18 protein-coding genes are annotated in these 18887 nt (G+C 65.2%); 6 read left to right on the top strand and 12 right to left on the bottom strand.

The window, feature by feature from the left end:
• Positions 1–169: 169 nt before the first annotated feature.
• The 10 genes from BMY25_RS21300 to BMY25_RS04115 all read right to left on the bottom strand — a co-directional run bounded on the left by BMY25_RS21300 (position 170) and on the right by BMY25_RS04115 (position 10349).
• A complete protein-coding gene (locus tag BMY25_RS21300) occupies positions 170–301 on the bottom strand; it encodes a hypothetical protein (protein WP_255365482.1) in 132 nt (43 codons plus the stop codon).
• Positions 302–524: 223 nt separating this feature from the next.
• Complete coding sequence (locus BMY25_RS04155; protein WP_092495355.1) at positions 525–1451, bottom strand: ABC transporter substrate-binding protein; 927 nt, start codon at positions 1449–1451, stop codon at positions 525–527.
• Positions 1452–1525: 74 nt separating this feature from the next.
• The gene (locus BMY25_RS04150) at positions 1526–2542 is read right to left on the bottom strand and encodes an ABC transporter permease subunit (RefSeq protein ID WP_092495607.1); all 1017 of its coding nucleotides are present in this window, start codon (positions 2540–2542) and stop codon (positions 1526–1528) included.
• A complete protein-coding gene (locus BMY25_RS04145) occupies positions 2535–4112 on the bottom strand; it encodes a sugar ABC transporter ATP-binding protein (RefSeq protein ID WP_092495354.1) in 1578 nt (525 codons plus the stop codon). Before BMY25_RS04145 ends, BMY25_RS04150 begins: the two co-directional genes overlap by 8 nt.
• Entirely contained in the window at positions 4096–5346 is a 1251-nt protein-coding gene (locus BMY25_RS04140; RefSeq protein WP_238858150.1) for an ROK family transcriptional regulator, read from the bottom strand. Before BMY25_RS04140 ends, BMY25_RS04145 begins: the two co-directional genes overlap by 17 nt.
• Positions 5347–5478: 132 nt before the next feature.
• Complete coding sequence (gene xylB / locus BMY25_RS04135) at positions 5479–6951, bottom strand: xylulokinase (protein ID WP_092495353.1); 1473 nt, start codon at positions 6949–6951, stop codon at positions 5479–5481.
• A 103-nt stretch (positions 6952–7054) separates the two neighbouring features.
• Positions 7055–7837, bottom strand: a complete 783-nt coding sequence (locus BMY25_RS04130; RefSeq protein ID WP_092495352.1) for an ABC transporter ATP-binding protein — start codon at positions 7835–7837, stop codon at positions 7055–7057.
• 167 nt (positions 7838–8004) lie between these two features.
• Positions 8005–9066 (bottom strand): ROK family protein, encoded by a 1062-nt coding sequence (locus BMY25_RS04125; protein ID WP_092495351.1) that lies wholly within the window; start codon positions 9064–9066, stop codon positions 8005–8007.
• Positions 9067–9228: 162 nt separating this feature from the next.
• The gene (gene rpsU / locus BMY25_RS04120; RefSeq protein ID WP_092495350.1) at positions 9229–9480 is read right to left on the bottom strand and encodes a 30S ribosomal protein S21; all 252 of its coding nucleotides are present in this window, start codon (positions 9478–9480) and stop codon (positions 9229–9231) included.
• A gap of 239 nt (positions 9481–9719) precedes the next feature.
• A complete protein-coding gene (locus BMY25_RS04115) occupies positions 9720–10349 on the bottom strand; it encodes a class I SAM-dependent methyltransferase (RefSeq protein ID WP_177176695.1) in 630 nt (209 codons plus the stop codon).
• A 169-nt stretch (positions 10350–10518) separates the two neighbouring features.
• Here BMY25_RS04115 and BMY25_RS04110 point away from each other — a divergent pair, with 169 nt between their 5' ends.
• Both BMY25_RS04110 and BMY25_RS04105 read left to right on the top strand, forming a co-directional pair.
• Positions 10519–11265 carry a glycosyltransferase family 2 protein gene (locus tag BMY25_RS04110; RefSeq protein WP_092495348.1) on the top strand — a complete coding sequence of 249 codons (747 nt, stop codon included), beginning with the start codon at positions 10519–10521 and terminating at the stop codon, positions 11263–11265.
• Positions 11258–11578: a lipid-A-disaccharide synthase N-terminal domain-containing protein gene (locus BMY25_RS04105; protein ID WP_092495347.1), complete on the top strand. Its 321-nt coding sequence runs from the start codon at positions 11258–11260 to the stop codon at positions 11576–11578. Before BMY25_RS04110 ends, BMY25_RS04105 begins: the two co-directional genes overlap by 8 nt.
• 6 nt (positions 11579–11584) lie before the next feature.
• On the opposite strand, the gene metC is transcribed toward BMY25_RS04105, so the two are convergent.
• Positions 11585–12760 (bottom strand): cystathionine beta-lyase, encoded by a 1176-nt coding sequence (metC, locus tag BMY25_RS04100; RefSeq protein ID WP_092495346.1) that lies wholly within the window; start codon positions 12758–12760, stop codon positions 11585–11587.
• A gap of 211 nt (positions 12761–12971) precedes the next feature.
• Between metC and BMY25_RS04095 the strand changes: the two genes are divergently transcribed.
• The 4 genes from BMY25_RS04095 to BMY25_RS04080 are packed head-to-tail and all read left to right on the top strand — an operon-like array spanning position 12972 to position 17196.
• Complete coding sequence (locus BMY25_RS04095) at positions 12972–13988, top strand: amino acid ABC transporter substrate-binding protein (protein ID WP_092495345.1); 1017 nt, start codon at positions 12972–12974, stop codon at positions 13986–13988.
• A gap of 51 nt (positions 13989–14039) precedes the next feature.
• The gene (locus BMY25_RS04090) at positions 14040–15242 is read left to right on the top strand and encodes an amino acid ABC transporter permease (RefSeq protein WP_092495344.1); all 1203 of its coding nucleotides are present in this window, start codon (positions 14040–14042) and stop codon (positions 15240–15242) included.
• A 7-nt stretch (positions 15243–15249) separates the two neighbouring features.
• On the top strand, positions 15250–16389 hold the full coding sequence (locus BMY25_RS04085; RefSeq protein WP_092495343.1) for an amino acid ABC transporter permease: 1140 nt from the start codon (positions 15250–15252) through the stop codon (positions 16387–16389).
• A gap of 18 nt (positions 16390–16407) precedes the next feature.
• Positions 16408–17196, top strand: coding sequence for an amino acid ABC transporter ATP-binding protein (locus BMY25_RS04080; protein ID WP_428976940.1), 789 nt, complete (start codon positions 16408–16410; stop codon positions 17194–17196).
• Positions 17197–17269: 73 nt separating this feature from the next.
• On the opposite strand, the gene BMY25_RS20705 is transcribed toward BMY25_RS04080, so the two are convergent.
• Positions 17270–18802, bottom strand: coding sequence for an OmpA family protein (locus tag BMY25_RS20705; protein ID WP_177176694.1), 1533 nt, complete (start codon positions 18800–18802; stop codon positions 17270–17272).
• Between the last annotated feature and the right edge of the window lie 85 nt (positions 18803–18887).

The raw sequence follows: 18887 nt of genomic DNA, 5'->3' as shown, positions 1-18887 counted from the left end.
GGCATGAACGGGGGAGGAACTGTGGAAAACCGGTGCCGGGTAGACCCAATGGCTTGGGCTGGAGGGGGCCGGAACGGCACAGGCGAGCCTTGGCGGCTATCGGACCGGTTCAATTCCGGCCCGTCGAAAGGGGTGCGTCACGCCGGGCTGCATTGTGCCCGGCGCCTGATCAGCCCTGAAGGGCCGCGCCGAAAGCCCGTTCCAGCATGTCGCGGCACTCGTCCGCTTGCAGGCGGGTGGCCTCGTCGCAACGGCGGGCAATATCGCGGAGATCTCGAATCGCGACATCGACAGCGGTCATGAGGTCGATTTCGAATTCTTCTGCTTCGGGCTGTGCCCGCACCGGGAATGGAATGACGTTCGACATGGACCGACTGGACACCGAATCGTGGAATGCTTCGTTGCAAGCATTCCGCCTGAGAACGGTTAAATTTTACCTGTCGGTCCCTTTCGGTTGAAACGAAAGAACCCCGGATCGCTCCGGGGTTCCTGTATCAGATTGGGACGAGGCCGGGTTGATCGGCTCAGTGGCCGGTCCAACCCTTGTAGTCCTTGACGTTGTCGCGGGTCACCAGCGTCGGCGGAATCAGGATCGGGTCCTGCTCCGGCTTCTTGCCGTTGATGATACCTATGCCGACTTCTGTCGCCTTCTTCGCCATGCCGAAGGGATCCTGCGCGGCGGAAGCCTGGATCAGCGTGTCCCCCTCCAGAGCGGCGACGATATCCGGAGCGCCGTCCACGGAGGTGATGATCATCTCCTTGCGGTTCAGCTGCTTGGCGGCAAGGTCGGCGCCGATGGAGGTCGGGTCGTTGATGCCGAAGACGCCGTCGATCTTGTCGAAGCGGGTCAGCAGGCCCTGCATGACGGCGAGGCCACCGTCGCGCGAGCCATGGGCGTCCTGGTCGTCGGACAGGATCTTGATGCCGGACTGCTTGTCCAGAACGTTGTGGCAGCCTTTCACGCGGTCGATGACGGCGGACACGTGCGGGCCGTTGACGATGACGACGTTGCCTTTGCCGCCGAGCTTGTCGACGAGATACTGGCAGGCGAGCTCACCGGCCTTGACGTTGTCGGTGGTGACCGTCGCATCGGCGCCCTGGGCGGCGGTATCGACCGCCACGACCGGAACGCCGGCCGCCTGGGCGCGCTTGATCGCGGGGGCGATGGCGACGGGGTCGCCCGGATTGAGCAGGATCAGGTCGTCGCCGGCGGCGATGAAGTTGTCGATCTGGGTGAACTGCTTGCCGAGATCGTAGTCGTAGCCGAGCGCGGTGACTTCGGCCTTCGGGTTGCTTTCCTTGGCCTGAGCCGTGGCGCCGTTCGCCAGCGCGACGAAGAAGGGATTGCCCATCGACCCCAGCGACACGCCGATCTTGTTCAAATCCTTGGCCTGCGCGACACCGGCGACCATGGTGATCGCCACGCCGGCGAGCAGAAGTTTCTTCAACATAGTTTGTCCTCCCTGGTCACAACTATCGGCGGGGACGGGTGACCAGCGCGTCCGCCCCCGAGAGAGTTTGCGGATCAGGTCCGCGCGGAGCCCTTGGTGCGCAGCCGGTCGAGCGCGACGGCGACGATGATGATCAGGCCCTTGATGATGTACTGCCAGACGTCCGGCACGCCGGTCAGGATCAGGCCGTTGGAGAGGACGGCGATGATCAGCGCGCCGACCAGCGTTCCCCAGACAGAGCCGATGCCGCCGACGAACGACGTTCCACCAAGGATGACCGCCGCGATCGCGTCCAGTTCGTAGGACTGGCCGAGCTGCACGCCGTTGGCCGCGTAGAGCCGGGCCGCCGACATGGCGCCGCCGAGACCGGCGAGCAGGCCGGAGGTGCCGTAGACGAAGAGCAGGACGCGCCAGACCTTGATGCCGGAAAGCCGGGCTGCATCGGGGTTGCCGCCGACGGAATAGATGTGGACGCCGAGCACCGTGCGTTTCAGCACGAACCAGGAGGCCACGATCACCAGGAAGGCGATGATCACCAGCCACGGAATGCCGAAGAGCGAGGCATTGCCGAGGAAGGCGAAAGGCAGGTTGGCGTTGAAGACGGTCGTGTCGTGGCCCATCAATCGCGCCACGCCACGTACCGCCGTCAGCGAGCCCAGCGTCACGATAAAGGGCGGCAATCGCATGAACGCGATCAGGCTGCCGTTGATGAGGCCGAAGATCAGGCCGCAGACGAGCGCCGCCGGGATGCCGATGAGGCCGATATCCGGGATCAGCGAGGCTATGACGGCAGCCATGGCGGAGGCCGCGAGGATCGAGCCCACGGAAAGGTCGATGCCGCCGGTCAGGATGACGAAGGTCATGCCGGCGGCCAGAACGGTGTTGATCGCCGCCTGCTGCGCGATGATGGATACGTTCTGCAGCGAGCCGAAGCGCGAGGTCATCAGGTAGAAGGCGATGCAAAGCAGGATCAGCACCGGCAGCATTCCGAGGGTGCGAACCATGCCCTGCATTCTCAGGTGCCGCTCGGCCCGGCGCTTCTGCTCGGTGGACGCCGTTGCCGGCGCCGTGGCGTTGATTTCCTCAACCATGGACAGTCTCCCGACGCTCTTCGGCACCCGTGGGCTTCAAACCCGTTGCAAATGTCATGATATTTTCCTGCGTGACCGGCGCTCCGTCCGGTCCGCCGACTTCGCCTTCGATGACGCCCTCGCGCATCACGAGCACGCGGTCGCAGATGCCGATCACCTCCGGCAGTTCGGATGAGATGACGACGACGCCGGTGCCAGCCTTCGCCAGCCCGTCGATGACGCGGTAGATCTCGGATTTCGCTCCGATATCCACGCCGCGCGTGGGCTCGTCGAGGATCAGAACGCGCGGCTTGATCTCCATCAGGCGCGACAGCAGCACCTTCTGCTGGTTGCCGCCCGAGAGCGAGCCGACCTCGATGTTCTGGTTGGCGACGCGGATGGAAAGCGACCGGATCGCTTCCAGTGCCCGCGCCCGCGCCTTGCCGAGATCGAGGATGCCGCCAGCCTTGGCATCGCGGCCGTAGACCACAAGATTGACGTTGGATTCCACGCTCATGTCTAGGAACAGGCCCTGCGCCTTGCGGTCTTCGGTCAGGTAGACGATGCCGTGGTCCAGCGCTTCGCGCGGGGAGGAGATGTCGATCCGCTTGCCTTCCAGCTCCACCGTGCCGCTCACCTTGGGATCGGCGCCGAAGATCAGGCGGGCGAATTCGGTGCGGCCGGAGCCGACCAGCCCGGCGATGCCCAGCACCTCGCCCTGGTGCAGGTCGAAGCCGCAGCCGCGCACGCGGGTGCGATCGCTGAAATCGCGGACGGACAGGATGACATGCCCACGGCTGCCATGCGCGTCGTGGCTCTTGGTGTAGAAGCCGGCCAGATCGCGCCCGACCATCATCTTGACCAGTACGTCGGCCGAAAGCTCGTCGCGCATCAGCGAGCCCACATAGCTGCCGTCGCGCAGGACAGAGACACGGTCGGACAGATCGTAGATCTCGGCCATGCGGTGACTGATATAGACGATGGCCAGACCGTCCGCCTTGAGCTTGCGGATCAGCTCGAAAAGTCCATCCGTCTCGCGGGCGGAAAGCGCGGTGGTCGGCTCGTCCATGATCAGGATGCGGGCATCGGCGTGGATCGCGCGGGCGATCTCCACCAGCTGCCGCTCCGCGATGGAGAGCGTCTCCACATGGGTCGTCGGGCCGAAGGTGGCGCCGAGCCGCTTCAGGAGCTCACGACAGCCCTCGATCATGCCGGAGCGATCAACGAAAAAGCCGGTCTTCTTTTCGCGGCCGAGATAGATGTTCTCCGCCACCGTCAGGTTCGGCGAAAGGCTGAGCTCCTGGTAGATGACGGCGATACCGTGCTGCTTGGCCGAAAGGGGCCCGTTCAGGGCGATCGGCTTGCCTTCCAGCAGGATCTCGCCGCCGGGATCGGCCTGGTAGGCGCCGGACAGCACCTTCATCAGAGTCGACTTGCCGGCGCCGTTCTCGCCCATCAGCGAGTGGATCTCGCCGGGATAGATGGCAAGATCGACGTTGCTGAGGGCGCGGACGCCGGGGAATGTCTTGGAGATGTGGCGCATCTCCAGAAGCGGCGTCTGCACCGGCCGAGGCTCAGTCTGCTGCTGCATGATTGCGGGCTCCGGCGTTGGCCCCACGCGTCAGAATCGATGCGCGGGGCGAGAAGTTGAAGAACATCGGCAGGCTCGCCGCCCCCATTGCCCCGGCATTGAACCCGAAGGTTCCATGCATCAGGCGGGGAGGACGGCAGCCTTCCGGCGCTTGCTCCATCAATGATGATGCGAGCCGATGGTTCAGTTCGTTGATCATTCCTCCATCCACGTCCGAGTCGATGACGACAGTCGCAAAGTCGAGAAGCAGGGTGGCGGGCCAGATCACCGAGGCGAGGGCCTCGACGCAGTCGTCGAGCCATTCCGAGACGGCCGGCTGCCCTTCCCGAATTCGCTGCTCCAGGGCCCAACGGCTCGACGCTTCCTGGTCGTTGAAGCGGAGGTGGCGGATCAGCGAATTGAGGGAGGCGCGCGTCAGCAGGATATCGCGCTGTGCTCCGCGCGGTGGTGCCGACGGCAGATGGCTGTGCGTGACGGCGAACACCGCGATATCGCCGGCATTGCCCGTCGCGCCGCGCCGGCAATCGCCGTCGAGCACGATGCCGCCGCCGATCGCCGCGCCGATAAAGAGATAGAGAAAATCGTCGATCGAGCGCCCCAGCCCCCAGAAGAGTTCGGCGATCGCCGCCGCGGTCCCGTCGTTCTCGCCGGAGACGGGCAGCCCGATTTCCGCTTCCAGCAGCGTGGGAAAGTCGACCGCGTCCCAGACGCCGAGGCTCTGGTCCGCCAGTTCCAGTTCCGCCAGCCACGATCCCAGATTGTAGGGCTGCGCCACGCCGATTCCCGCCAGCCGCTCGCGGTTGTCGTCGTTCAGGAGCGCGAGGAGTTCCCGCACGTCGGAAGCCACGATTGCCAGCGCCTCCTGCGGCCCGGGAAGCAGGTGGTCGTGCGAGCGGCGGGCGATCAGCGTGCCCGCGAGATCCACCAGCACGGTTTCCATGGCGCGCCGGTCCAGACGGACGCCGATGCCGAAAGCGCCCTTGGGATCAAGCCGGTAAAGGGCTGCGGGCTGGCCGCGGCTGCCGTCCTGGCGGCGACCTGTCTCCGTCACCAGGCCGGCTTCCTCCAGGCGGTCGATGATGACCGCCACGGCGGAATGCGTGAGGTCGCAGGCGCGCGCGAGCTCGGCCTTCGACGCTTCGCCGGCGCGGCGAAGGATCTGCAGGATCAGGCGCTCATTGTAGCGGCGCAGCTGCACCGAATTGGTGCCGCGCCCGGCCGTCGACCGAACCAAGCTTCCTCCCGTCGGGCTTTTGCCCTTATTTCTTCAATTTGATGGGAGTAATCGTCGGCGGCGGTTAGGTGTCAACGGAATGAATCGCTGCAGAGCAGCGGGATTCATGCTGCGCCTGCACAATAACGGCAGTCAGAAACGCTGAAACTCGGGCTTCAGGGCGCGATAGAGAGATTTGAAGCGGCTGAATTGAACGTGGTGAAAGTTTAGCCGGTCTGCGCGGGGCTGGAGCATGCTTTCCACGGCGGGGCGGCGACAAACCTCCTCGATCCGTTCACCGGTGCGGGCGAGGCGGGCGAGGCGCGCGGCACCGAAGGCCGGACCCTTGGCGCCGCCGCGATAACGCAGAACTGGCCGGTCCAGCACATCGGCCAGGATCTGCATCCAGAGATCGCTGCGTGCGCCGCCGCCGATCACGGCGATCTGCCCGGGGGAGGATCCGGCCTCCGCCAGACATTCCTGGGCATCCCGCAGGGAATAGGCGACGCCCTGCAGCACCGAAACGATCAGTTCTTCCGGCGTCGTCGCTCCGGTCAGACCGAAGAACACGCCGCGGGCATGGGGATCGTTATGCGGCGTCCGCTCGCCGCTGAGATAGGGCAGGAAGAGGAGGTCGGTCGCGGGCGGGACGATCGCTTCCAGTCTCCCCATCAGGCGACCGATGTCGCTCTCGCCGACCAGCCGCGCCGCGAAGGCGAGGCAGCTCGCGCCGTTCAGGAGGGCGGCCATCTGGAACCAGCGGCCGGGCAGGCCATGCGCAAAGGTGTGGAGCAGGTTTTCCGGGCGGGGACGGTAGCTTTCTGTCACCAAGAAATATTGCGCGGAGGTGCCGAGCGAGATGAAGGCGTCGCCCTCCGAGACGGCCCCGATGCCGATCGCTCCGGCCGCGGCGTCGCCCGCACCGGCGACCACGGGAACGGAGTTTGAAAAGCCCCAATGCCGGGCGACTTCAGGCGAAAGCGTACCGGTGACCTCCGGTCCCTCGCAGAGGCGGGGCAGCGTTTCGCGCGACAGGCCGCTTGCGGCGACGAGCTTGTCCGACCAGTCGCGCCGCGCCTCGTCCAGCAGCAAGGTGCCGGCCGCGTCGCACATGTCGGTCGCGAGTTCGCCCGTGAGCCTGAGCCGGATGAAGTCCTTGGGCAGAACGACATGCGCGACACGCGCGAAAACCTCGGGTTCGTGGCGTTTCAACCAGATGAGCTTGGGAGCCGTGAAGCCCGGCATCGCCTTCACGCCGGCAATGGTGCCCAGATCCGGTACGGCGGATTCGAGTTCCGCGCATTCGGCCTGGCTGCGCCCGTCGTTCCAGAGGATCGCCGGGCGGAGCACCTCATGGCCGGCACCAAGCAGCACGGCCGCATGCATCTGGCCGGAAAGGCCGATGGCCTCCACCGCGAGCAAACCCACGGGCGTGGCGGCACGGATCGATTGCAGGGTGGCGCAGACCGCCTCCCACCAGCTTTCCGGATCCTGCTCCGACCAGAGCGGGTGAGGGCGCTCGACGGTCAGCGCGATCTCGGCCTCGGCGAGGACGTTCTCGTCGCCATCGACGAGAACGGTCTTCACCCCGGAGGTGCCGATATCGATGCCGAGAAAATTGCCCATCGGGAAGCTCGCCGCTGCCGGCCGGAATGGCCGCGCCTTCCCTAAAGCCTGCGCCGCGAAGCCTCAAGCAGCCTCGGGCCGCTCGTTCTCATGCGGCTTGTTTTCAGGCCGCCTGGCCGAAGCCCGTGATGAACTGGCTGAAGCGCTCGGACTTGCCCTGGTTGAACAGCTCGTCCGGCGTGCCGTCCGCCTCGACGCGCCCCTGGTGCAGGTAGAGCACCCGGTTGGAGACGTTGCGCGCGAAGCCCATCTCGTGGGTCACGACAAGCATCGTGCGGCCCTCTTCCGCGAGCGTCCGCATCACGCGCAGGACCTCGCCGACGAGTTCAGGATCGAGCGCCGAGGTGGGCTCGTCGAAGAGCATGACCTTGGGCCGCATGGCGAGGGCGCGGGCGATCGCCGCGCGCTGCTGCTGGCCGCCGGACAGATGGGCCGGGTAATGGTTGCGCTTGTCGGCCAGGCCCACCCGCTCCAGAAGCGATTCGGCTTCCCCTATGCACTCCGCGCGCTTGCGCTTCTGGACATGGACGGGAGCCTCGATGAGGTTTTCCAGCACCGTCATGTGGGACCAGAGATTGAAGCCCTGAAACACCATGCCGAGCTCGGAACGGATGCGGTCGACCTGGCGGCGGTCGGACGGCTCCAGCCGTCCGCTCGGCCGCTTGCGCATGTCGATCTTCTCGCCCGCGACGCTGATCTCGCCCTCGTCGGGCGTCTCCAAGAGATTGATGCAGCGCAGGAACGTGCTCTTGCCCGAGCCGCTCGAACCCAGGATCGAGATCACATCGCCCTCATGCGCATCCACCGAAATGCCCTTGAGCACCTGCAGCGGACCAAACGATTTCTGGACGTTCTTGACGGAAAGGGCAGGCGCGATGGCGTTCAATGAGGTCTCCGGGCCGGCCACCCGGCGTTCAAGAGCTTGACCTGCCGCAAGGGGCAAGCGGGCGAAAACACCTGTCTATGCCCGAACGCTTTGCCTGTGCCAGCATAAAAAACCGCCAGCCTATGCGCAAACCCCAGGCACCCAAGCCGCGAACGGCCGGAGCGGCGTCACTCGTCTTCGGCATCTCGCGTGGCGTAGCTCGCGTTGCCGAGCCCCGTGCCGATGGTCAGCGCCGCCCAGTGACCGACATCGCGGCAGAACGGCGCCTCGCTCAGCCCCTGAACCACGGCATCGTTGTGCACCAGGACCAGCGTCTCGTGATCGCCGATCCTGGGCACGCGGTCGCGTAGCTCGTCCGGCAGGTTGAAGCCCTTGCTTTCCCAATTGCCGGGCAGGTTCTGCGCGCCGCGATCGATGGAACCATCCTCGCCGATCACGCCGGGGCAGCCGACGCCGATGAAGGGCGCGAGGTGGAGGCCTTCCTTGTCGGCCTTGCGGAGCAGGCGCTGCAGCATCTCGGCCGTGCGGTCGACCGCTTCGTCGCGCTTCGGATCCTCGTCGGAATGGCTCCAGAGCTCCGACTGCCAGACCTCGACGCCCGTCAGGTCAGGATGCTTCCCGATATCGAGCCGCACGACACCGGCGCGAATGTTGGAGCCGCCGATATCGAGCGCGAGGATGCTGTCGTGGCCCGCGAAAATCCAGGAAGGCGCGAGGTGGACGGCGCCGATGAGGCCCGCCTCGTCAGGATGGTGGCGCACGGGTCGGATATCGATGCCGCCCTTGCGAAGGAGGGTGGCGGTGCGCCCGATGGCGATCTGGCCCATCCGGCTCTGCCGCACGCCGCCGCCGATCACGATGCGCTCCGTTTCCCGCCACGCCTTCAGGCGCAGGAAGCGGCGGATGATCTTTTCCAGCCGCCCGGAGAATTCCTCAATCGCGGCATGGAGGAGCCCGGCGGCGGCGAAGTCGCCTTCGGTCAGCAAAGTGTCGAGGCGGTCCTTGCCGAACTCCTCCATCGGATCGTCGCCCAGTGGATCGGCGTTTTCCGGAAGGAGGTCGCGCAGGCCCTGGATGATGTCGAGCAGCGCAGACTTGCTGGCCTGGTCGCCGATGAAGCCGTCGCCTTCCTCGATTTCCAGATTGTAGCTGAGGACCTCAGCCAGCGGCAGGCACATGCTTCCATGCTTGGGAAAGCTGGAGCTCTGCTTCGACGGTCGTTCGGCCATGCATCACCCCTCGCGAGACAGGGGAAACGGCGTGAACTCCGTCATGGTTGCTTGGTGTGCCTCAAGGCGCGCAAGGCCGGAAACGAAAACACCGCCCGGTGAGGGGCGGTGCTTCGGCGCTCCCGCGACAAGCGCGGAGCTGCGATATAACGTGTCCGACGCTTAGCGACGGGCGCCGCCTCGGGCAGCGACCCGCGGCTTCGGCGCGGGCAGGAGACCCTCGCGCTGGGCCTTCTTCTTCGCCTGCTTGCGGGCGCGACGCATGCCTTCGGCCTTTTCGCGGACCCGACGCTCGGAAGGCTTCTCGAAAGCCGAACGGCGCTTCATCTCGCGGAAAACGCCTTCACGCTGCATCTTCTTCTTGAGAACCTTGATGGCCTGTTCGACATTGTTGTCGCGGACGATCACCTGCAAATGAAATTCCTTTCGGTTGCGATGTCGGCGAATGCCGCATCGGAACGAGTTGGCGTCCGGCGACCGAGGCCAGACGCTTGCGAACTCGCGTGAGCTGAATTCCGAACGGCGAAAAGGGCGACGCGCAGGACGCATCGCGGGCGGCCGATCGAAGATCTTCTGGCATAAGTGGCCTGAAAGCCGCTTTTGGCAAGCGAAAGTTGAAAAATCTTTTTTCCGGCCCGCAATCTCCGGGCAGATCAGCCGCGCCGACCGTACCAAGCATATAGATGAGTGGCGCCGGGGAAGTCTTTTCTTTGCGGCAGCGATTCGAATGAACAGGGCTCGAAGCGCGTCATCAAGGCGGGAATCGTGGGCGGATCGGGGATCCTGCCCCGGTTCCAGCCAAGAAGCAGGACGCCTCCGGGACGCAGGATGCGCATGACGCCTTCCAGCGCCCGCTCGATATCCTCCGGGCTGTCGACGCCCCAGCCGAGCACGCCGTTCAGAATCACCAGGTCGAAACGGACCTCCGGGAAGAGTGCGTCGATTTCGCAGACGTCGCCGGTTCGGTGCCGTGCGGGAGCGCCATGCGGCGCGGCTTCCGGGTCGATGTCCGAGGTCCAGACTTCCAGTCCGTGCCGCCCCATCGCATCGACGACGGCGCGAGTATAACCGCGCACGCCGATGAAGAGGATCTGCCGCGCGCCGGAACCGATGATCGCCGGCACGATCGCGCGGCGGAGATAGAGCCGGTCGGACTGCAGGGAGACCACGCCGTCGAGCAGCCCGATCCACCAGGCTTCGGCTCGTCGGGAACGTCGGATCGTGGGGCGATATCGCCGATCCAGGCTGTCCACAAAACGATGGAGTTGTCGGGCAAGGTTCATCGGAGGCCCCCCTCGGGCGATCATGCGGCAGAAAATCCGTGACCGGAAGGCGCATCGGTCGCGAATGGCGGTTGTTTTCTCGGCGGGCGCAAGTAATGCCTTTCGCCACCGGCGTCTCCGTCCCCCGACGGGGCGTCGGACGTGATCGCTTCGGAGCTTCGGTCCCTGCATGAATGCGGACGTTTCATTGCCGGTCTCAGTCGTGCTTCCCTGCAAGAACGAGCGGGAAAATATCGGTCCGCTGATCCACGAGATCGCGGCGGCCCTGCGTGCCGTTGCGCATGAGATCATCGTCGTGGACGATGGATCCGACGACGGAACGGACGGGGCCGTGGCGGCCGCAGCGTCGAGCCAGGAAGGACAGGTGCGCCTGATCCGGCACGACCGCTCATCCGGCCAGAGCGCGGCGGTGCGCACCGGCATGCTCGCGGCGCGCGGCGATGTGGTGGTCACCATCGATGGCGACGGCCAGAACGATCCGCAGTACATTCCCGCGCTGCTTTCGGCGCTGGCAACGGCGGGGGCGGGCACGGCGCTGGCAGGCGGTCAGCGCGTGGGTCGCAAGGCGAGCTTTGCCAAGCGCCATGGATCGCGGCTGGCCAACAAGGTGCGCCGGGCGCTGCTGAACGACGATTCCCGCGACACCGGCTGCGGCCTCAAGGCGATCCGTCGCGAGGTCTTCCTGCTGCTTCCCTATTTCGACGGATGGCATCGCTTCATGCCTGCGCTCGTGAAGCGCGAGGGGTATGCGGTGACGGCGGTGGATGTGGTCGACCGCCCACGACGCTTCGGGTCTTCCAAATACGGAATTTTCGATCGCCTGTGGGTCGGTATCGCCGATCTCTTCGGCGTATGGTGGCTGACCAAACGGCGACGGGTCATTCCGCGCGCGCGGGAGGAGAGACTGAATGAGTAGCGTCGGGGGCTGGTTTCACCACGTCTTCATCCAGCAGTTCAGCTTCTGGGTGGCGCTGGGTTTCGTCGCCCAGCTCCTTTTCATGATGCGGTTCCTGCTGCAATGGCTGGCCAGCGAGCGGGCCGGCCGTTCGGTCGTGCCGGTCTCCTTCTGGTTCTTCTCGGTGATCGGCGGCTTTCTTCTCTTTATCTACTCGCTGTCGCGGCACGATCCGGTGTTCATCGCGGGGCAGGGGCTCGGCCTCGTGATCTATGCCCGAAATCTCTGGCTTATCTTCCGCGAGAAGCGTTCCCCGATGCAGAACGCCGGGTGACCGAGGCTATTTCGCCCCGGTCACCGCGAATCCCGCTTCCAGATCGGCGATGATGTCGGCTACGTCCTCCAGTCCGATATGGAGGCGGATCACCGGTCCGTCAGTCCACGGCCGCGCCGTTCGGGAATGCTCGGTTTCGCCCAGCACGGCGAGGCTTTCGAACCCGCCCCAGGAGTAGCCGAGGCCGAAAAGCCTCAGCGCGTTCAGGAAGCTCTTCGCCTGCTCCTCCGAGCCGTTCAGCACGAAGGCGAAGAGACCGCACGAGCGGCCGAAATCGCGCTTCCAGAGCTCGTGGCCCGGATCTTCCGGCAGTGCGGGATGCAGCACGCGCGACACTTCAGGGCGGCCTTGCAGCCACCGCGCTACTTCCATGCCGCTGCGGTCGTGCCGCTCCAGCCGAATGCTCATGGTGCGCAGGCCGCGCAGGGTCAGCCAGATTTCCTCGGTGCCGGCCTGAATGCCGAAATTCTTGTGGAAGCGCTGCAGCGCGGGCCACATCCGCTCATTGGCTGAAATCGAGCCGATCAGCAGGTCGGAATGGCCGGCGAAGTACTTGGTGCCGGCATAGATCGCGAAATCGATCCCATGCTCCAGCGGCCGGTAGATCAGCGGAGTGGCCCAGGTGTTGTCGATCATCGTGACCGCGCCGGCAGCCTTCGCCACGGCGACGATGGCGTCGAGGTCGGGCATCTCGAAGGTGGTCGAGCCCGGGGCCTCGAGGAAGACGATCGAAACGTCCTGCATCAGCTCGGCGATGCCGGCGCCGATCGTTGGGTCGTAGTAGCTTGCCGTCATGCCGAGGCTCGGCAGGCTTTCGTCGCAGAAGCGGCGGGTCGGGCCATACACGTTGTCGGGGACGAGGATGCGGCTGCCCGGCCGGGCAGCCGCCAGGATAGCGGTCGTGACCGCCGCAAGTCCCGAGGGAACGAGCACCGTTCCGGCCGAGCCCTCCAGGGCATCAAGGGCCTTGGTCAGCGCCTCTACCGTGGGTGTATTTGTCAGCCCGTAAGAATAGCGTTGCGACGTGCGACCCAGCATCGTGTCGACGTCGGGAAAGAGGACGGTGGATGCACGCACGAGCGGCGGATTGACGAAGCCGTGGTAGGCAAAGGGATCGAGGCCGGCATGGGTCAGCGTAGTGTCTATGCCGGGCGTCCTGCCGCGGTCCTTGCGCTCGTCCATTCCGGCATCTCCTTCTGTCCGCGTCGCTACCCCTGCGATACGCCAGCTTCCATCCCCAGCCAAGTGACGCGCCCTTGACCATGGCGATTATTTAGCTTGTGATGGGTGCAAGCGTGGGTTGGGGGCTCAGGCGGTGTCGGGTGGGTTGTTCCTCCCGGCGCCATGACGGCTTCCCGAACCACGGTGAGTGGAACAGGGATATCGCACAGCCATGAAACGCACTTTTCTGCCGGCTCTCGCCGGCGCTGCCCTCGCTCTTTCCGCGTCCTTCGCGGGCGCCGCGACGTTGGACACCGTGAAGCAAAAGGGCTTCCTCCAGTGCGGCGTGAACACCGGCCTGCCGGGCTTCGGCAACCCAAACGAAAAGGGCGAGTGGACCGGCTTCGACGTGGATTATTGCCGCGCGATCGCCTCCGCCGTCTTCGGCGATCCCACGAAGGTGAAGTTCACCCCGCTGGACGCCAAGGAACGCTTCACGGCGCTGCAGTCCGGTGAAGTCGATGTGCTCATCCGCAACACGACCTGGACCATGTCGCGCGACACCTCGCTCGGCCTGAAGTTCGCCGGCGTCAACTATTATGACGGCCAGGGCTTCATGGTGAAGAAGAGCCTCGGCGTGAAGTCCGTCAACGAGCTCTCCGGCGCCTCCATCTGCGTGCAGAGCGGTACGGATACCGAGCTGAACCTCGCCGACTACTTCAAGTCGCACAACATGCAGTACAACCCGGTCGTGTTCGAGAAGGTCTCGGAAGCGAACTCCGCTTATGACAGCGGCCGCTGCGACGCCTACACCACCGACCAGTCTGGCCTCTACGCCACGCGCCTGCAGCTGCAGAAGCCGGACGACACGATCGTTCTGCCGGAGATCATCTCCAAGGAGCCGCTCGGCCCGGTGGTCCGCCAGGGTGACGACGTATGGTTCAACGTCGTCAAGTGGACGCACTACGCGCTCTTGGATGCCGAAGAACTCGGCGTGACGCAGCAGAACGCGGACCAGATGAAGTCTTCCGACAATCCGGACATCAAGCGCCTGCTGGGCGTCCAGGGCAATTTCGGCCAGGGCATCGGTCTGAGCAACGACTGGGCCTACAAGATCGTGAAGGGTGTCGGCAATTACGGCGAGCTCTTCGAGAAGGATCTCGGCCAGTCGTCGCCGCTGAAGATCCAGCGCGGCGAGAACGCGCTCTGGAACAAGGGCGGCCTCCAATACGGCATGCCGATCCTCTAAGGTCCCTGCCGGGTCCGGTTCGCCGGGCCCGGCGCATCTCTGAGAGAGCCAATGACCATCCAAGCAACGTCGCCCAGTGCGCCCCGCGTCGAGCGTCCGGCCAGAAGCTCCTTTCTCAACGATCCCGACAAGCGCGGCTATATCATCCAGGCCGTCCTGCTGGTCCTGGTCGTCGCCTTCATCTGGTGGCTCGGCCATAATACCGCCCAGAATCTCCAGCGGCTGCACATCGCCTCCGGTTTTGGTTTCCTGAACGAGCGCGCGGGCTTCAACATCGGCCAGTCGCTGATCCCCTATTCGGGTGATCGCAGCTATGGCTATGCGCTGCTCGTCGGCATCATCAATACGATCGAGGTCGCGATCCTCGGCATCGTCATCGCCACGATCGTCGGCGTGCTGGTCGGTGTGGGAAGGCTGTCGTCCAACTGGCTGATCCGGCAACTGGCGACGGTCTACGTGGAACTCTTCCGCAACATCCCGCCGCTGCTCGTCATCTTCTTCTGGTATTTCGGCGTGCTGGCGGTGCTGCCCAATCCGCGCGACGCCATCAATCTCGGCCTGGGCTTCAGCCTCAGCAATCGCGGACTGTTCACGCCGAAGCCGATCTTCGAGCACGGCGCGCTCTATGTGGGGATCGCGATACTCGTCGGCATCGTCGCGGCCTGGGCCCTGTCGCGCTGGGCCACCGCCCGGCAGATGCGCACCGGCCAGCAGTTCCCGAGTTTCTGGGCAGGGTTGGCGGTCATCGTCGTTCTCGGCGCCGCGAGCTTCGCGGCCACCGGCGCTCCCCTGCATTTCGACATACCGGTGAAGACCCGCTTCAACCTGAATGGCGGCTCGCAACTCGGGCCCGAACTGGTTTCGCTCCTGCTGGCGCTGGCGATCTATACCGCGTCCTTCATCGCCGAGATCGTGCGCGCCGGCATCCTTTCGGTGAGCCACGGCCAGACGGAAGCGGCCTATTCGCTGGGGCTGAAGGTCGGCCCGACCATGCGGAAGATCATCCTGCCGCAGGCGCTGCGCGTGGTGATTCCGCCGCTCACCAGCGAATACCTGAACCTGATGAAGAACACGTCGCTGGCGGTCGCCATCGGCTTTGCGGATCTGGTCGCCGTCGGCGGCTCGATCCTGAACCAGACGGGCCAGTCCGTCGAAGTCGTGCTGATCTGGATGCTGGTCTATCTCGGCCTCAGCCTGATCATGGCCGTGCTGATGAACTGGTACAACCGCAAGATGGCTCTGGTGGAGCGCTAGGGGCATCATGTCCGACCTGCAAGCACAGACCGACCTCTTCTTCGTCCGTCGCGAACTCGCGACCCAGGAAGCGCCGCCCGCCATGACGGTGGGTCCCGCGGCCTGGGTGAAGCGAAACCTGTTCTCCACGCCCGGCAATTCGATCCTGACGATCATCGGCATCGCCCTGATCGTCCTGATCGTGCCGCCGATCATCAACTGGGCCTTCATCAATGCGGTCTGGACGGGCACCGACCGTACTGCCTGTATCGCCGAAGGCAGCGGCGCCTGCTGGGCCTTCGTGAAGGCGGAGTTCGCGCAGTTCATCTACGGCCGCTATCCGGATGCGGAGCGCTGGCGGGTGAACGTGATGTTCGCGCTTCTCCTGCTCGGCCTCGTGCCGATGAGTATTCCGTCGGCGCCGTTCAAGCGGCTGAACGTGCTCTACCTCTTCATCGTCTTCCCGGTGGTCAGCTACTACCTGCTGACCGGCGGCTTCGGCCTTTCCGTGGTCGAGACGCCGCTCTGGGGCGGGCTGATGCTGACGGTGGTCGTCTCCTATGTCGGCATCGTCTTCTCGCTGCCGGCAGGTATCCTGCTGGCGCTCGGGCGCCGGTCGGCCATGCCGGCGGTACGCTTCGTGTGCACGGCGTTCATCGAGATCGTTCGCGGCATTCCGCTGATCACGGTGCTCTTCATGTCGAGCGTGATGCTGCCGCTCTTTCTTCCGCAGGGCGTCAATTTCGACAAGCTGCTGCGCGCGCTGATCGGTGTCGCGCTGTTCGCCTCTGTGTATATGGCCGAAACGGTGCGCGGCGGCATGCAGGCGGTGCCGAAGGGGCAGTACGAGGGCGCCAAGGCCGTCGGCCTCAGCTACTGGCCGATGATGCGGCTGATCATCCTGCCGCAGGCTCTGAAGCTGGTGATCCCCGGCATCGTGGGCATCTTCATCGCGCTCTTCAAGGATACGAGCCTGGTCTACATCATCGGGCTCTTCGATCTCCTGGGCATCGTGCGGACGAACTTCGCCGATCCCAACTGGGCAAGCCCCGAAACCCCCGCAACCGGCCTCGTCTTCGCGGCAGCCGTCTATTGGGTGTTCTGCTTCGCCATGTCCCGTTACTCGCAATATGTCGAACGCCGGCTGAATACCGGTCGCAAGCGTTAGGACCGATCCATGTCAGAAATGCACGCCACAGCCGCCATCGCCCCCGACGCCACGGCAACGACCCGTACAAAGGCCACTACCGCCGTCGAGATGGTCGGCGTCAACAAATGGTACGGCGAATTCCACGTCCTGCGCGACATCAACCTCAAGGTGCTCACCGGCGAGCGCATCGTGGTCTGTGGGCCTTCCGGCTCCGGCAAGTCCACGATGATCCGCTGCATCAACCGACTGGAAGAGCACCAGAAGGGCCAGATCATCGTGGAGGGGACGGAACTCACCAACGATCTTAAGCGGATCGACGAGATCCGCCGCGAGGTCGGCATGGTGTTCCAGCACTTCAACCTCTTCCCGCACCTCACGATCCTGCAGAATCTGACGCTCGCGCCGATCTGGGTTCGCAAGATGCCGAAGAAGAAGGCCGAAGAGGTCGCGATGCACTACTTGAAGCGCGTCAAGATCCCGGAGCAGGCGAACAAATTCCCCGGGCAGCTCTCCGGCGGCCAGCAGCAGCGCGTCGCGATCGCCCGGGCGCTCTGCATGAACCCGCGCATCATGCTCTTCGACGAGCCCACCTCCGCGCTGGATCCGGAAATGATCAAGGAAGTGCTCGACGTCATGGTCGGGCTGGCGGAAGAGGGCATGACCATGATCTGCGTGACCCACGAAATGGGCTTCGCGCGGCAGGTCGCCGACCGCGTGATCTTCATGGATGCGGGCCAGATCATCGAGCAGAACGAGCCGCACGAGTTCTTCACCAACCCGCAGCACGAGCGCACCAAGCTCTTCCTCTCGCAGATCCTGAAATAGGGCCTGCCACCGCTTCGAACGAAAAAGCCCGGGCGCGAGCTCGGGCTTTCTTTTTGTCCGCTGTCGCGGACGTTTAACGCTGTGCGTTCACCAGCGGGGTGATGTTGCGCAGCGTGACGCGACGGTTGGCCCGTTCGGCGGACTGCGTATTCACCTTCAGATCCTGCTCGCCGTAGCCCTGCGTGACCAGGTTCTCCGGCGGGACACCGAAATTGTCCTGGAGCACGACGGCCACGGCTTCGGCGCGACGGTCGGAGAGCGCGAGATTGGCGATGTCGCTGCCGACGGCATCCGTATGACCCTCGACGAGGAACACCGAGCGCGGGTTCTTGTCGATGGCCGCCTTCAGCGCGTTGCCGAGCGTGTTCAGCCGCGACACCTGGTCCGTCGCGATGTTGGAACTGCCGGTCTCGAAGGTGATCGTGTCCACGTCGACCCGACGCACGGTGGCGCGCAGCCGCTGGCTGTTGCGGATTTCGTCCAGCGTATAGGCGCGGCTCAGGCGCTCCACCGGCGGGGCCGTCAGCGCTTCCTCGATCTGGTCTTCGGAGGCTTCGTCCGATTCGACGATATATTGCTCCTCGGGGATCTGGACACGGATCGGCGGCAGCGTGCGGTCGAAGTCCTCATAGGGACGATCCGCATGGCGCGTTTCGTCGAAGAACACGTCTTCCCGGCCGCCGCGATCGATGCGGCTGCGGCGGACGATGTCGCCGTCGCGGTCGCGCACGGTCACGATGCGCGTGCCATCCTCGCGGATGATGGTCGTGCTGACCATACCGCCCTTCATATGCTCCACGCGAGCGTCCCGCGCACCGTAGAGGAAGCGGTCGTTCTCATGCGCCTCGTCGGGACGGATGTAGTAGGTGTCGCCTCGCTGGATGATTACGCGATCGCCATATTGCTGCACGACACGACCGCCGTCGCGATCCGCGCCGGGCCGATCGTCCGCCCAGCCCGGGCCGCCGGGACCACCGTTCGGGCCGCCATTCGGGCCGGGGCCGCGATTGCCGCCACGGTCTCCGTTGGGACCCTGACCCATCTGCGTCTGCAGCTTCTGGCGGAGATCGCGCATCTGGTCGGCCTGCTGGCCCTTGCCCTGCGACTGCAGCTGCAGCTCGGCCGGAGACTGGCTTTGCTGGGCCGTGGGCGGCGGAGGTGCCTCGTTGCCGCCGGGCCGGGCGCCATTCGGCTGATTGCCGTTCTGCGCGCCGGGCTGTCCGTTCGGCGCGCCGCTGCCGGGCTGACCCGGAGCGGGCCGGCCGTTCTGCTGCCCGTTCTGCTGCCCGTCCGGCTGACCCGGGGCGGCCCCATTCGCCGGAGCCTGCCCGTTCGGGGCTGCACCGTTTTGCGGATGGCGCTGGCCGTCATTGGGCTGCGCGCCCGGCTGGCCGGGGGCGGCCCCATTCGCGGGGGCTTCAGCGTTCGGGGTGCCCGTGGCGTTACGCTGCTGGCGGGGGACGGCATTCGGCTGGTTGCCGGACTGCGGCTGCGCCTTATTGGAATTGGGCGCGCCGGCGTCCGGTGCGGAGCGCTGCTGCGTGTTGCGCTCTGTCGGTGTCGTGGCGGGAGCGTTCTGCTCGGCCGGTGCCTTGATTTCCGGCACGCCATTGCGCTGCTGACGTTCGGCCGGCTGAGCGGAAGGCGCGGACTGTGCGTTCGGCTCGGCGCCGTTCTGACCCGGCTGCTCG

The sequence above is a fragment of the Faunimonas pinastri genome (genome assembly GCF_900110915.1).
GTDB lineage: Bacteria > Pseudomonadota > Alphaproteobacteria > Rhizobiales > Afifellaceae > Faunimonas > Faunimonas pinastri.
Note: the sequence above shows the minus strand (reverse complement) of the source record. Positions and strands in the feature narration are given on the sequence as shown.